This is a genomic window from Epibacterium sp. ABZ3_068 (assembly GCF_056159265.1).
Genome location: NZ_JBSWUV010000001.1, coordinates 296,851 through 310,067, shown reverse-complemented (window position 1 = coordinate 310,067; position 13,217 = coordinate 296,851). Strand labels below are relative to the sequence as shown.

Sequence of the window (13,217 nt, the reverse complement as noted above, 5' to 3'; positions counted from 1 at the left end):
GCGGATGTGCTGCCAAATATCGGGTCATACAAAAACTAATCCAAACCTCCCCACAGGGCGTATTCGCTTTATCTGATTTCGGAGGAAAAGACATGGCACTTGATGACTCCAGTCCCAATCCGCTGCCAAAAAAGGCGATGAAAGCGGAATTGTTGGATGCAGAAACAGAATTGAAATTGGCCTATGCGTGGCGTGATGAGCGTGACGTTGAATCGCTTCATCGTTTGATAAATGCCTATATGCGCTTGGCGATATCCATGGCAGCAAAATTCAAACGCTATGGCGCGCCGATGAACGACCTGATCCAGGAAGCCGGTCTGGGCCTGATGAAGGCCGCAGATAAGTTCGATCCTGATCGCGGGGTGCGCTTTTCCACTTATGCGATTTGGTGGATCAAGGCTTCGATCCAGGAATATGTAATGCGCAACTGGTCGATGGTCCGCACCGGGTCGACGTCTTCGCAAAAGTCCTTGTTTTTCAACATGCGCCGTATACAAGCCCAGCTGGAGCGGGATGCGTTTGCAGATGGCAACAGCCTGGACAAACATCAACTGCACGAAAAAATTGCCGCAGAAATCGGGGTTCCCCTTCGTGACGTTCAGATGATGGACGGACGTTTGGCGGGGGCTGATTTCTCTCTTAATGCGGTGCAGTCGGCGGATGAGGAAGGCCGAGAGTGGATTGATGCGCTGGAAGATGAAGGGGTGCAGGCCGCGGAATTGGTGCAGGACACACTGGATCGGCGCCAACTGCGCAAATGGTTGACCACAGCAATGATGGATCTGAGTGAGCGTGAACGTTTGATTATCCGGGCGCGCAAACTCCACGAACCGGCCCGGACATTGGAAAGCCTAGGAAAAGAGCTGGGGTTGTCCAAAGAGCGCGTGCGCCAGCTGGAAGCCGGGGCCTTTGTCAAAATGCGCAAAAAACTGCAATCCCAGTCGCGGGAAGTCGAAGACCTTCTGGCGTGACGCCCAGGCAGTGTTGGCCGGCGATGGCACCTTGCGCTTTTTGTGCAAAAGCGTTTCCCTCTCGCCTGTCCGGGCGGTAAGGTCGAAACCGTTGCGCAACAAGGGGCTATGGGAATGCTGACAGGCAAACGGATCCTTCTGATTATCGGGGGTGGCATTGCGGCCTATAAAGCACTGGAACTGATCCGGCGTGCGCAGGATCAGGGGGCGTCCGTGACACCTGTTTTGACCCGGGCAGGCGCAGAATTTGTGACACCTCTCTCTGTTTCAGCGCTTGCCGGTGCGCAGGTGCATCAGGATCTTTTTGATCTGACCTCCGAGTCCGAGATGGGCCATATTGAATTTTCCCGCAGTGCCGATCTGGTTGTGGTGGCCCCAGCCACTGCGGACCTTCTGGCCAAGATGGCAAATGGCCATGCCAATGATCTGGCGTCTACACTGTTGCTGGCAACGGATACCCCTGTATTGGCGGCCCCGGCGATGAATGTGCGGATGTGGGACCATCCGGCGACGCAGCGTAACATCAAACAGCTTGGTGCGGACGGTGTGTCCTTTGTTGGCCCGGACGAGGGCGGGATGGCCTGCGGAGAATTTGGTCCCGGACGTCTGGCTGAGCCGGAAGCGATCCTGGCCGCGATGACCTCCCTGCTTTCGGACGGGCCACTAAAGGGCAAACGGATCCTTGTGACCTCGGGGCCGACACATGAACCGATTGACCCGGTTCGTTACATCGCCAATCGGTCTTCCGGTGCGCAGGGGACAGCGGTGGCCCGTGCTCTGACCGCGCTGGGAGCGGAGGTGGTATTTATCACAGGCCCGGCAGCGGTTTGGCCCCCCGCAGGCGTGGAAGTGGTGCCTGTGGAGAGCGCGCTTGAAATGGAAGCCGCAGTGCAGGCGGCGCTTCCTGCTGATGCCGGGGTCTTTGCCGCTGCGGTGGCCGATTGGCGTGTGGCTTCGGCATCCGACCGAAAACTGAAAAAGTCAAAAGACGGGATGCCCGCGCTTGAGTTTGCGGAGAATCCCGACATTCTGCGTGGTGTGTCCCGGATGGAAGACGGTCGGCCGACCTTGGTTGTCGGGTTTGCCGCCGAAACCAATGATGTTGTTGAAAATGCAACCGCCAAACGGCTTCGCAAGGGCTGTGATTGGATTGTTGCCAATGACGTCTCACCTGAAACCGGGATCATGGGCGGGTCGGAAAACGCCGTTGTGCTGATCACTGATGCAGGGGCCGAGAGCTGGCCTCGCATGAACAAGACCGCCGTTGCAGAGCGCCTGGCTGACCGCATTGCTGACGCCCTGACACATAAGAGCTGAAGGAAAGACCGATGACATTAAGCCCCGCCATCCCGGTCAAAGTCACTTATGAGGACAACGCCGACAGGGATATTTCGCTGCCGTCCTATGAAACCGCGGGTGCGGCAGGGGCAGATCTGCGCGCCAATTTTCCGGGGCGAGATGCTGTGACCTTGGCGCCGGGAGAACGTGCCCTGGTGCCAACGGGCTTGCGCCTTGAAATTCCCGAAGGTTATGAGATCCAGATCCGTCCGCGGTCCGGACTGGCCCTGAAACACGGGATGACGCTGCCCAACGCTCCTGGCACGATCGACAGTGATTATCGCGGCCCTCTGGGCGTGATTGTGATGAACGCCGGGCAAGAGGCCTTTACCATCACCCATGGCGACCGCATTGCGCAGATGATCCTGTCTCCCGTGGTGCAAGCCCGGTTCCAGGTCACGGACAGCTTGAGCCAGACAAAACGCGGTGAAGGCGGATTTGGGTCCACGGGGCGGTCCTGATGATCTCTGTCCTGATCCTGGTTGCGCTGATCTGGTGGGGCGGTGGGTTCATGGGCATGAGCGGTGCCCTGCGGCGTGTTTTGTTACTGCTTCTTTACGGCGCGATTTTGGTGATCCAGCTGACCTTACCAGCCGAAGCGCCTTTGCGCGTGAACCTTGGCGGCTCGGTTTTGCCGTGGATTATCGCAGGGGCTGTTGGCGTACTGATTTACCTCTACGCCTATGGGGTCGGGCGTCTGAAAGAACGGGCAAAGAGCAATACAATGAGCGGAACAGCTGACAAAAAGGGCACTTTCGGCGCGACGGAATTGAACCGATACGCCCGCCACATTGTGTTGCGCGAAGTCGGAGGCGCAGGTCAAAAGAAGCTGAAGGCGGCCAAGGTGCTGGTGATCGGCGCAGGTGGCCTTGGCGCGCCGGCCCTTCAGTATCTGGCGGCCGCAGGGGTGGGAACGATTGGGGTGATTGATGATGATCTGGTGGAAAACGCCAATCTTCAACGACAGGTCATTCACACGGATGCGGCGATCGGAACCCCCAAGGTTTTTTCCGCCCAATCGGCAATGGAAGCGCAAAACCCCTTTGTCCTGGTAAAGCCCTACCACCGGCGGTTGGATCAGGAGATCGCGGCTGATCTTTTTGCAGACTATGATCTGATCCTGGATGGTACCGATAATTTTGACACCCGTTATCTGGCCAACCGGGTTGCGGTGGAGCTTGGCAAGCCTTTGATTTCAGGGGCGTTGACTCAATGGGAAGGGCAGGTGTCACTGTATTACCCAGCCGCGGGTGGCCCGTGTTATCAATGTGTTTTCCCCAAAGCCCCGGCACCGGGTCTTGCGCCGGCCTGCGCTGAGGCGGGCGTGATCGGTCCGCTGCCCGGTGTTGTCGGCGCAATGATGGCGGTTGAGGCTCTAAAAGAAATAACGGGGGCCGGCGAACCTCTGCGTGGGGCTCTGCTGATCTATGATGCGCTTTACGCGGAAACGCGGCGTATCGTCGTGAAGCCAAGACCGGATTGCCCCTGCTGCGGTGGCAAAGGCGCCGCCTGAAACAGTGCCCGGCCGCGCGTCAGCGCGGCCATGCCCAACGGGGGAGGGCGTGTCCGTGAGGACACTTCCGAGACGGGCGGGAGCATTTGCTTTTACGCCTCTTCACCAACGCGCATTGCACCCGCTCAGCCATCTCGTTAGCCTCATGAACAAAGGAGATTTGCTCATGACGAACCCGCTTTTGGCCAGCTGGTCCACCCCTTTTGGCCTTGCACCCTTTGCAGAAGTTTCGGACGATGATTTTGCCCCCGCTCTTGATGTTGCGCTGAACGCTCACAACGCCCAGATTGACGCGATTGCTCAGAACCCGGACGCCCCAGATTTCGCCAATGTCGTAGAAGCGCTGGAGACGCCCTGCATCCCCCTGGAGCAGGTTCTATCTGTCTTTTTCTCGGTGTCTGGTGCGGACAGCAATCCGGCACGCGAAGCGCTACAGCGTGAGTTTTCACCGAAGCTTGCGGCGCATTTTTCAGCAATTACGGCAAACAAGGCGCTTTATGAGCGGGTGAAATCGGTCTGGGACCAACGCGAAAGCCTTGACCTGACTGACGAACAGGCCCGCGTTCTGATGCTCACGCACCGTGGGTTTGTGCGCGGTGGCGCGGCGCTGGAGGGGGCAGAAGATGCGCGCATGCAAGAGATCAAATCGCGCCTTGCCACCTTGGGCACCAGCTTCACCCAGAACTTGCTGGCGGATGAGCGTGACTGGTTTATGGAACTCACCGAAGATGATCTGGAAGGGTTGCCAGAGTTTGTGATCTCTGCCGCGCGCGCCGCAGGCCAGGAGAAGGGGACCAAAGGTCCGGTGGTCACTCTGGCGCGGTCTATCATTACCCCGTTCCTGCAATTCTCCCCTCGGCGTGATCTGCGAAAAATCGCATTTGAGGCCTGGGCTGCCCGAGGAGCAAACGGAGGCAAAACGGACAACCGCGCCATCGCGGCAGAGATCTTGGCTTTACGGGAAGAACGGGCCAAGCTGCTGGGGTATAAGAACTTCGCACACTACAAGCTGGAGACAGAAATGGCGCAAACGCCGGAGGCGGTGCGCAGCTTGCTGATGGAGGTCTGGACCCCGGCAAAGGCACAGGCCGATGCGGATGCCAAAATTCTGACAGAGATGATGCAAGCCGATGGTATCAACGGTCCGTTGGAGCCCTGGGACTGGCGGTATTATTCTGAAAAGCGTCGCGCCGTTGATCATGATCTGGATGAGGCAGAGCTGAAACCCTATTTGCAGCTGGACCGGATGATCGAAGCGTCGTTTGACTGCGCAAACCGCCTGTTTGGCCTGGAGTTTGCACCGTTGGATGAGGTGCAGCTTTATCACCCGGACTGCCGCGCCTGGGAGGTAACCCGCAATGGAGAGCATGTAGCGGTCTTTATTGGGGACTATTTTGCGCGGGGTTCCAAACGGTCGGGGGCGTGGTGTTCAGCGATGCGCAGCCAAGCAAAATTCCCCGAGGTCCAGTCTCCGATTGTGATCAATGTCTGCAACTTTGCCAAAGGGGAACCGGCACTGTTGAGCTGGGACGATGCACGTACACTCTTTCATGAATTTGGCCATGCGCTGCATCAGATGCTGTCCAATGTGACCTATGAAAGTATTTCCGGGACCTCTGTTGCGCGGGACTTTGTCGAACTGCCCAGCCAGCTCTACGAACATTGGTTGTCTGTTCCCGAAGTTCTGCAAAACTTTGCGACGCATGCGGAGACGGGCGAAGCCATGCCAGAGGATCTGCTGCGGCGGGTTTTGGGGGCGGCAACCTATGACATGGGTTTTCAGACCGTGGAATATGTGGCCTCGGCACTGGTGGATCTTGCCTTTCATGACGGCCCCGCGCCACAAGACCCCATGGCGAAACAGGCCGAGGTTCTGGCCGAGATCGGCATGCCTTCTGCCATCATCATGCGCCACGCAACACCGCATTTCGCTCATGTATTTTCGGGCGATGGCTACAGTTCCGGCTATTACAGCTACATGTGGTCCGAGGTGATGGACGCCGATGCATTTGCAGCCTTTGAAGAGGCTGGCAGCGCATTTGACCCTGATCGCGCCAAAGCGCTGGAAGAGCATATCCTTTCTACCGGAGGTTCTGTGGATCCCAAGGCGCTTTATACCAGCTTCCGCGGGCGTTTGCCTGGTGTCGACGCGCTCTTAAAGGGACGGGGGCTTGCCGCAAAGTAGGCGGTTTTGGCAAGCGGCCCACGCGTAGCAGCGTTTTTAAGTATTTAGAAAAAGATGAAAGAGCGGGGGCGTTTTGGCCCCCGTATTTTAATACCCGGCCGAGCGGTCTACACGATAAAGGAGTTCCTCACCGGCCTCGCCCCGGCGGATGTTTTCCGCCACCACCTGTGAGGCCGTGCTGGCGCGGGTTTCGGCGGCAATATGCGGCGTTACCGTAACATTGGGATGGGTCCAATAGGGATGACCCTGGGGCAGTGGTTCCACGCGAAACACGTCCAATGTGGCGTGGCCAATCTGACCGCTGTCCAGCGCAGAGAGCAGCGCATCATCGTCGATCAGTGGCCCACGTCCGGGATTGAGTATCCGTGCGCCTTTTGGCAGCCACGACAGGGTTTCAGCATTTAACAGGTTCTGGGTCGCGGGCGTATCCGGCAGCAGCAGGACCAGAATTTCAGCCGTGCGCAACGCGGATTGGAGCCCCTCATCCCCGTGGTGGCAGGTTACATTCTCCACATCACGCGCTGTCCGGGACCAGCCGCTGACAGGAAAACCCAGCCCGGCCAGCCCTTTGGCGCAGGCCTGCCCCAATTCGCCAAGTCCAAGAACCGCCACCGGGCGGTCACAGGCCAAGGGTGGCACATATGGATCCCATCGGTTCTGCGCGGCAAGGTAACGGTCGATTTCCAGGTGATAGCGCAACGTATGGCCGCAGACCCATTCGACCATCGCTGTCGTCAGACCGGGATCCACCATCCGGCACAGCGGCTTCGTCAGGGTTTTGTTCCCTATGATACGCTCAACACCAGCCCAGAGGTTCAGGACCGCTTTGGCCTTTGTGTAGGGGGTGAAATCCTGTAACTCAGATCCCGGCGCATAGATGATGTAGTCCACGTCCTCGGGCGCGTGGCCCATGCGAAGATCAACTTTGAGCCCTTTTTCTGTGAAGGCGTGTTGCAGCGGGTCTTGATAGGCGTCCCAACGGGTGCTCCCAGCGGCAAATTCGACGGTGATCATGTGGCAAATACTCCTGCCATATTGCGGAAGCCCTTGATTTCGATCGGGTTGCCTGCGGGGTCGTGAAAAAACATCGTGCTTTGTTCGCCCGGTTCACCGGCAAACCGGGTGGTCGGGGGAATGGTGAACTCAATGGCTTCTGTGCGCAGACGATCTGCCAGTTCCGGCCACTCGTCCTGCGACAGGATCACGCCCAGATGTGGCATCGGAACCAGATGTTCGCCAACCTGGCCTGTGTTGGCAGTTGCAAAAACGGGTCCCAGATGCAGCGAGATCTGGTGACCGAAGAAGTTGAAATCCACCCATGTATCGGTGCTTCGCCCCTCGGTACAGCCAAGGGTTTGACCATAAAACGCGCGGGCCGCGTCCAGATCGTCCACATGATAGGCGAGGTGAAAGATGCTCATAAGGCAGAAATTCCTTCTTTAACGCGGGCGGTGAATGTTGGCGCTTTGAACCAGCCCGAATGCGGCCAGAAGCACCAGCATTGCTGACCCGCCATAGGACACCATCGGCAAAGGCACGCCAACAACCGGCGCAAGTCCCATGACCATCGACATGTTCACGGCAAAGAACAGGAAGAACGTCAGGGCAATGCCCATGGTGACCAGGGATGAAAACCGGTCTTTGGTGGCGATTGCTGCGGCAATGCAGAAGACAATGATCAGCATATAAATCGTGAGCAGGGTGAACCCGCCGATAAATCCGAACTCCTCGGCCAGGGTCGTAAAGATAAAGTCTGTGTGTTTCTCCGGTAGGAAGTTCAGACGCGATTGGGTGCCCTGCATAAAGCCACGCCCGGACCATCCGCCAGACCCCAGGGCGATTTTGGATTGTGTGATGTGATATCCGGCCCCCAGGGGATCCTGCGATGGGTCAAGAAAGGTATCAATCCGGCGGAACTGGTAATCCTTGATCAACTGCCACTCTGTTCCACGGCTTTGGAAAACAGTGGCAACCAACCCCACCGCGCCCGAGATCACAGCGGCGAAATAGGCCCAGTGCACCCCGGCCAGGAACATCACCCCTCCGCCCGAAGCCATGAGCAGGATCGAGGTGCCGAGGTCAGGCTGTTTCAGAACAAGTGCTGTGGGGATAAGGATAATCGCAACGGGCAGAAGCACCCAGAAAGGCCGGGAGGTGCGTTCCTGTGGCAGCCAATCGTAATAGGCGGCCAAGAGCATCACCAAGGTAATCTTCATCAGTTCCGATGGTTGCAGCCGCATGAACCCAATGTCGATCCAGCGTTGCGCGCCCATGCCGACAGTCCCAAAGAACTCTACTGCCAGAAGCAACGCAAAAGAGCCAAGATAGGCAACCACAGAAACGTTGCGCCAGAACCAGATCGGCACAAGTGCAACGACCAGCATGACCGCCATCCCCAAAAGGAAGCGTTTGAATTGCGGCTCCACCCATGGAGAAAAGTCGCCTCCTGCCACGGAATAGAGCATCAGGAAGCCCACACTGGCCACAGTTGCCAGCAGCAGGACCAGCGGCCAGTTCAGGTATAGGATCTTGCGTAGGCCGGTCGGCGTGGACTTTGCGTGATAGGCGAGATAGCTCATGCCTGGTCGCTCCCGCTGTGCCGCGCTTTCAATATCTCTCGGGACAGGCGTTCCTGTTGTGCCTGAATGCGGCTGCGATCCGCTTTGGGGTAGGCATCCAGCGGCGGCGTGCCGCCATACAGTGCCTGCAACAAGACATCGCGCGCAATTGGGGCTGCCGCTTTGGAGCCGCCGCCGCCGTGTTCCACCACAACCGAAACCGCATATTTTGGGTTGTCATAGGGGGCAAAACAAACAAACAGCGCGTGGTCCCGGCGCTCCCAGGGCAGGTCCTCGTTTCGGATCACCCCGGCGGCCCGTTCGGCGGCGGTAATGTTGCGGACCTGACTTGTACCTGTTTTGCCGGCCATCCGCATGCCCTCTGACACAATCCGGTTGCGATAGGCCGTGCCGCGCCGCTCGTTGCTGACAGAATACATACCTTTGCGCACAACACGCAGGTTGTTCTCGTTCAGACCAAGGGACTCGCCGGCGCCGGATGGCTGTTCAATCCCGTCAATAGACCGTATCAGACGGGGCGTGACCGCCCGTCCTGTGGCCAGCCGGGCTGACATGACAGCCAGCTGCATAGGGGACGCCAGCATATACCCTTGGCCAATGGAGGCGTTTACTGTGTCCCCCAGGCGCCAGTCCTGTTGGTGGACGCGCGCTTTCCAGGCTTTGTTCGGGGTAAGCCCGGTTGCCACGGCGGACATCGGCAGATCATGGCGTACGCCCAGACCAAACCGGTTGGCCATTTCTGAAATCTTGTCGATCCCCACTTTCAGTGCCAGATCGTAATAGTAGATGTCACAGGATCCTTTGAGCGACCCGTTCAGGTTCACATGCCCATGTCCCGCGCGTTTCCAGCAGTGAAACCGACGGCCAGCAACTTCCAGATGGCCGGGACACCAGACGGTATCCTCTGTGCCGATCAAACCGGCCTCCAAGGCGGCCATCGCAACCACCATTTTGAAGGTTGAACCGGGTGGGTAGACACCCTGCACGGTTTTATTGGCCAGAGGGCGATAGGGGTCCTGGGTCAGCAGGCGATAATCCGCAACTGAAATCCCGCGTACAAAGAGATTCGGGTCAAAACTCGGAGAGGAGCAGATCGCGGCCAAATCACCGTTCTCACAGTCGATCACGACGGCGGCTGCGCTTTCGTTCCCCAGCCTCGCTTGAACATAGCTTTGCAGCTCGGCATCAATGGTCAGCTGCATGTCAGCACCGGCTTCGCCTTCCCGGCGGCTGAGTTCGCGCATCACGCGGCCTGCGGCGTTGACTTCCACCTGTTTGGTTCCTGCCTTGCCACGCAGAACATCCTCGCGTTTGGCCTCAAAACCGACCTTGCCGATCTGGAAACGGGGTTCCTTCAGAATGGGTTCCGGGTCGTCGATCTGGCTCAGGTCATAGTCCGAAACAGGCCCTACATACCCCACCACATGAGCGAGGCTGCTCATCATCGGGTAACTGCGCAAAAGACCGATTTCGGTGGAAATGCCAGGCAGGGCCGGGGCGTTCACCGCCACTTTGGAGATGTCTTCCCAATTGATCTGATCTGCCAAGGTGATCGGCCGGAAAGGGGCATTGCGATTGCGACGCATTTCAGTCCGCGCGCGCTCCAGATCGTCCGGGTCCAGATCAATGAGCAGGCCCAGATCGTGGATGACCTTTTCTACGTCGCCTGCGTCTTCGGGGACAATGTTTATCCGATAAGACGGCGTGTTGCGCGCAAGGATCATTCCGCTGCGATCAAAAATCTCGCCCCGCGCGGGGGGGATCAGCTGGAACTTGATCCGGTTTTCTTCGGCCAGCAGGCGAAACTGATCCGCTTGATCCACCTGCAAAAAACGCATCCGCATCGCCAGACCACCGGCAAAGGCCAGCTGCGTTCCCCCCAGCAGCAAAGCGCGTCGGGTGAAGATGCGATGTGATCCGTCCTGTTCCTGTGGGGTGCGTTTCATTAGCGGGCTCCTATGGCATCAGCTTCGACAGGAGTGAGTTTGCGCACGCCAAATACGCTTTGGCTGATGGCAACCAGAATCGGGTAGGCGGCAATTGTCATGATCATCTGGATTAATGTCAGCGTCAAAGCCGCTTGCGCAACGCCTGTTATGTTCAAAATTATGCGATCCAAAGCGGTGACCGCTGCCACAGTCAGAGCGACTTCGAACCATTCTGCGGCAAAAGTGGTTTCACGCTGTGCAAGCACGCGGGACTTCAGAGCTTCGCAGGCCAGGACAACCAGAACCGCCAAAAGCCCCGGCGGGCGCTGAAACAACAAATCCGTGAGCAGTACAATTGCAGCCACCAGGAAAGCAGGCACGTAATCCGGTCGCCGCAGGGACCAGACAAAGGCAAACCCCATGATGAGATCGGGTGGAGCCCATTTGCGTGGTAATGTCTCCAGAGGCAAAAGCTGGAAAAAAATAATTGCCAGGGCGAGCAAAGAAAACACTCCCCGCATCAGCCAGGCCTTTGCGCGCCGTCCGCTAGCCATTGTTGCCCTCGTCCTGAACCAGATCGTCCAGGCTGTCGGGGCGCTCCCGTGGGGTGGTCGCTCCGGGATTTGGCACAACCAGCGCGCCTGGGTCCGTGATCACCTCGGTGCCGTGGTGGCGCAGAACACGTAGAAATTCCAAGCGTTCGTAATCCGCAGACAGGCGCACCCTCAGACGGCCTGTGGGGTCTTGGGCAACTTGCCCGATCAGCAGCCCAGCCGGGAAAACGCTTCCGTCCCCGGATGTCACTACCCGGTCACCTGGTCTGACAAGGTCTTGGTTTTCTAGGAAATTCAGCACCGGCGCGGCTGTATTGTCGCCAGTAACCAAAGCGGTTTGCCCCGATGGCTGGATGGTCGCAGGAACCGCCATTGCCGTATCTGTAAGCAGGATAACCCTGGCTGTATTGCGTCCGGTGCCCGAAATGCGCCCAACAAGACCGATCCCGTCCATCGCCGCCCAGCCATCTTGAATGCCGTCGCGCGAACCGACATTCAGCAACACCGACTGCCGGAACGGAGAACCGCTGTCGGCCATAACCACACCGGTGATATATGTCAGGCGCGGGTCCAGGCGGACGTTGTTCAGATCCAGCAGGCGTGCATTTTCCTGTTCCAGTTGCAGTGCTGCCTCTTTCCACGCGCGCATCTGGCGCAGTTCTGAGCGCAGCTCCTGGTTCTGCTCTGACAGGCGTTGGTAGCTTTGAAAGTCACGCAGCAGATTAATGGTGCCCGTGACCGGTGCCATTGCCCAATCCATATTTGGCACAAAACGGTCGATCACCTGAGCGCGAAACCGTTCTACGCGCGGGTTGTCGATCCGCCAAACCAGAAAAATGGCGGCAAGGCACAAACACAATATCCCGATGAGCAGGCGGCGCAGCGGGGTGGTATAGTCTTCACGCTGAGTCCGGTCTCGGGACACAATATTCCTTTCGGGAATGACCCAGCCCTGTTTAAAGGGCCGGTGCCTCAGCTGTCATAGTCGATTGCGTGGGCCAGTTGCTTTTCAAACTCAAGCGCCTTACCGGTGCCAAGCGCCACGCAATTCAGGCTTTCATCGGCGATGGAAACAGCCAGTCCTGTCTGTTCGCGCAACGCCAGATCCAGATCCCCAAGAAGCGCACCGCCGCCGGTCAGCATAACGCCACGGTCCACGATGTCCGCCGCCAGATCCGGTGGTGTGGTTTCCAGTGCGGTCATTACGGCTTCGCAGATCTGCTGCACCGGCTCAGCCAGAGCTTCGGCAACCTGAGCTTGGCTGATTTCAATTTCCTTGGGCACACCGTTCAGCAGGTCACGGCCACGGATCTGCATCGACTGGCCGCGGCCGTCGTCCGGCATCCGCGCTGTGCCGATTGAAGTTTTGATCCGCTCAGCCGTGGCTTCACCAACCAACAGGTTCTGTTGACGTCGCAGGTAAGAGATAATCGCCTCATCCATCCGGTCTCCACCTACACGCACCGAACGCGCGTAAACGATGTCGCCAAGGGACAGCACCGCAACTTCGGTTGTACCACCGCCGATGTCGACCACCATGTTGCCGGTTGGATCCGTGATCGGCATCCCGGCACCAATGGCTGCTGCAATCGGTTCCGCGATCAATCCGGCACGGCGTGCACCTGCGGAAAGAACCGATTGGCGGATCGCACGTTTTTCAACCGGTGTTGCCCCATGAGGCACGCAGACAATGATCTTGGGTTTTGAGAAGGTGGAGCGTTTGTGCACTTTGCGGATGAAGTGTTTGATCATCTCTTCCGCAGTGTCAAAATCCGCAATCACACCTTCGCGCATGGGACGGATCGCTTCGATTGAACCCGGTGTCCGGCCCAGCATGAGCTTTGCATCCTCGCCAACGGCCAGCACTTTCTTTACGCCATCTTTTACGTGATAAGCCACTACCGATGGCTCTGACAGGATCACGCCGCGTCCTTTGACGTAAACAAGGGTATTTGCGGTGCCAAGGTCGATGGCCATGTCCGAAGTGAACAGACCGCCTAGATTTCCGAAGAACGCCATATAGTCGGGATCCTGTAAGTGCTGCAGTTGCGCGCCGACTCCCACATTGGAGAGTTGCATTGTGATCTTATAAGCGGCGCGGCCTGCGCGCGAAAGACTGGAATCGGTTGCAACAGCGCCTTTTCGCTTG

At 58.1% G+C, this 13,217-nt stretch carries 12 protein-coding genes; 5 read left to right on the top strand and 7 right to left on the bottom strand.

Features of this window, described 5'->3' with window-relative positions; genetic code table 11:
* The first annotated feature begins 92 nt into the window (after window positions 1-92).
* The 5 genes from ACXAEW_RS01540 (at window position 93) to ACXAEW_RS01520 (ending at window position 6,007) form a co-directional block, all read left to right on the top strand.
* Window positions 93-971 (top strand): RNA polymerase factor sigma-32, encoded by an 879-nt coding sequence (locus ACXAEW_RS01540; protein ID WP_474939626.1) that lies wholly within the window; start codon window positions 93-95, stop codon window positions 969-971.
* Window positions 972-1,085: 114 nt separating this feature from the next.
* Window positions 1,086-2,288 (top strand): bifunctional phosphopantothenoylcysteine decarboxylase/phosphopantothenate--cysteine ligase CoaBC, encoded by a 1,203-nt coding sequence (coaBC, locus tag ACXAEW_RS01535; RefSeq protein ID WP_474942979.1) that lies wholly within the window; start codon window positions 1,086-1,088, stop codon window positions 2,286-2,288.
* A gap of 11 nt (window positions 2,289-2,299) precedes the next feature.
* Window positions 2,300-2,770 (top strand): dUTP diphosphatase, encoded by a 471-nt coding sequence (gene dut, locus ACXAEW_RS01530; protein WP_474939625.1) that lies wholly within the window; start codon window positions 2,300-2,302, stop codon window positions 2,768-2,770.
* On the top strand, window positions 2,770-3,822 hold the full coding sequence (locus tag ACXAEW_RS01525) for a HesA/MoeB/ThiF family protein (protein WP_474939624.1): 1,053 nt from the start codon (window positions 2,770-2,772) through the stop codon (window positions 3,820-3,822). The genes dut and ACXAEW_RS01525 overlap by 1 nt, the downstream gene beginning before the upstream one ends.
* Before the next feature lie 166 nt (window positions 3,823-3,988).
* A complete protein-coding gene (locus ACXAEW_RS01520; RefSeq protein ID WP_474939623.1) occupies window positions 3,989-6,007 on the top strand; it encodes a M3 family metallopeptidase in 2,019 nt (672 codons plus the stop codon).
* 87 nt (window positions 6,008-6,094) lie between these two features.
* On the opposite strand, the gene ACXAEW_RS01515 is transcribed toward ACXAEW_RS01520, so the two are convergent.
* From ACXAEW_RS01515 to ACXAEW_RS01485, 7 genes are read right to left on the bottom strand one after another with little or no spacing between them, the layout of a single operon-like run.
* Window positions 6,095-7,021: a 2-hydroxyacid dehydrogenase gene (locus tag ACXAEW_RS01515; RefSeq protein WP_474939622.1), complete on the bottom strand. Its 927-nt coding sequence runs from the start codon at window positions 7,019-7,021 to the stop codon at window positions 6,095-6,097.
* Window positions 7,018-7,428 carry a VOC family protein gene (locus ACXAEW_RS01510; RefSeq protein ID WP_474939621.1) on the bottom strand — a complete coding sequence of 137 codons (411 nt, stop codon included), beginning with the start codon at window positions 7,426-7,428 and terminating at the stop codon, window positions 7,018-7,020. Before ACXAEW_RS01510 ends, ACXAEW_RS01515 begins: the two co-directional genes overlap by 4 nt.
* 18 nt (window positions 7,429-7,446) lie before the next feature.
* Window positions 7,447-8,586 (bottom strand): rod shape-determining protein RodA, encoded by a 1,140-nt coding sequence (gene rodA, locus ACXAEW_RS01505; protein ID WP_474939620.1) that lies wholly within the window; start codon window positions 8,584-8,586, stop codon window positions 7,447-7,449.
* Window positions 8,583-10,532 carry a penicillin-binding protein 2 gene (gene mrdA / locus ACXAEW_RS01500; RefSeq protein WP_474939619.1) on the bottom strand — a complete coding sequence of 650 codons (1,950 nt, stop codon included), beginning with the start codon at window positions 10,530-10,532 and terminating at the stop codon, window positions 8,583-8,585. The genes rodA and mrdA overlap by 4 nt, the downstream gene beginning before the upstream one ends.
* Window positions 10,532-11,068 (bottom strand): rod shape-determining protein MreD, encoded by a 537-nt coding sequence (locus tag ACXAEW_RS01495; RefSeq protein ID WP_474939618.1) that lies wholly within the window; start codon window positions 11,066-11,068, stop codon window positions 10,532-10,534. The genes mrdA and ACXAEW_RS01495 overlap by 1 nt, the downstream gene beginning before the upstream one ends.
* Window positions 11,061-11,993: a rod shape-determining protein MreC gene (mreC, locus tag ACXAEW_RS01490; RefSeq protein ID WP_474939617.1), complete on the bottom strand. Its 933-nt coding sequence runs from the start codon at window positions 11,991-11,993 to the stop codon at window positions 11,061-11,063. Before mreC ends, ACXAEW_RS01495 begins: the two co-directional genes overlap by 8 nt.
* A gap of 47 nt (window positions 11,994-12,040) precedes the next feature.
* A complete protein-coding gene (locus tag ACXAEW_RS01485; protein WP_474942978.1) occupies window positions 12,041-13,087 on the bottom strand; it encodes a rod shape-determining protein in 1,047 nt (348 codons plus the stop codon).
* Window positions 13,088-13,217 lie beyond the last annotated feature (130 nt).

Excerpts from the sequence above, each read along its gene's own strand:
- ACXAEW_RS01540 (WP_474939626.1), top strand. The coding sequence starts at position 93 with ATGGCACTTGATGACTCCAGTCCCAATCCGCTGCCAAAAAAGGCGATG.
- coaBC (WP_474942979.1), top strand. The coding sequence starts at position 1,086 with ATGCTGACAGGCAAACGGATCCTTCTGATTATCGGGGGTGGCATTGCG.
- dut (WP_474939625.1), top strand. The coding sequence starts at position 2,300 with ATGACATTAAGCCCCGCCATCCCGGTCAAAGTCACTTATGAGGACAAC.
- ACXAEW_RS01525 (WP_474939624.1), top strand. The coding sequence starts at position 2,770 with ATGATCTCTGTCCTGATCCTGGTTGCGCTGATCTGGTGGGGCGGTGGG.
- ACXAEW_RS01520 (WP_474939623.1), top strand. The coding sequence starts at position 3,989 with ATGACGAACCCGCTTTTGGCCAGCTGGTCCACCCCTTTTGGCCTTGCA.
- ACXAEW_RS01515 (WP_474939622.1), bottom strand. The coding sequence starts at position 7,021 with ATGATCACCGTCGAATTTGCCGCTGGGAGCACCCGTTGGGACGCCTAT.
- ACXAEW_RS01510 (WP_474939621.1), bottom strand. The coding sequence starts at position 7,428 with ATGAGCATCTTTCACCTCGCCTATCATGTGGACGATCTGGACGCGGCC.
- rodA (WP_474939620.1), bottom strand. The coding sequence starts at position 8,586 with ATGAGCTATCTCGCCTATCACGCAAAGTCCACGCCGACCGGCCTACGC.
- mrdA (WP_474939619.1), bottom strand. The coding sequence starts at position 10,532 with ATGAAACGCACCCCACAGGAACAGGACGGATCACATCGCATCTTCACC.
- ACXAEW_RS01495 (WP_474939618.1), bottom strand. The coding sequence starts at position 11,068 with ATGGCTAGCGGACGGCGCGCAAAGGCCTGGCTGATGCGGGGAGTGTTT.
- ACXAEW_RS01485 (WP_474942978.1), bottom strand. The coding sequence starts at position 13,087 with ATGGCGTTCTTCGGAAATCTAGGCGGTCTGTTCACTTCGGACATGGCC.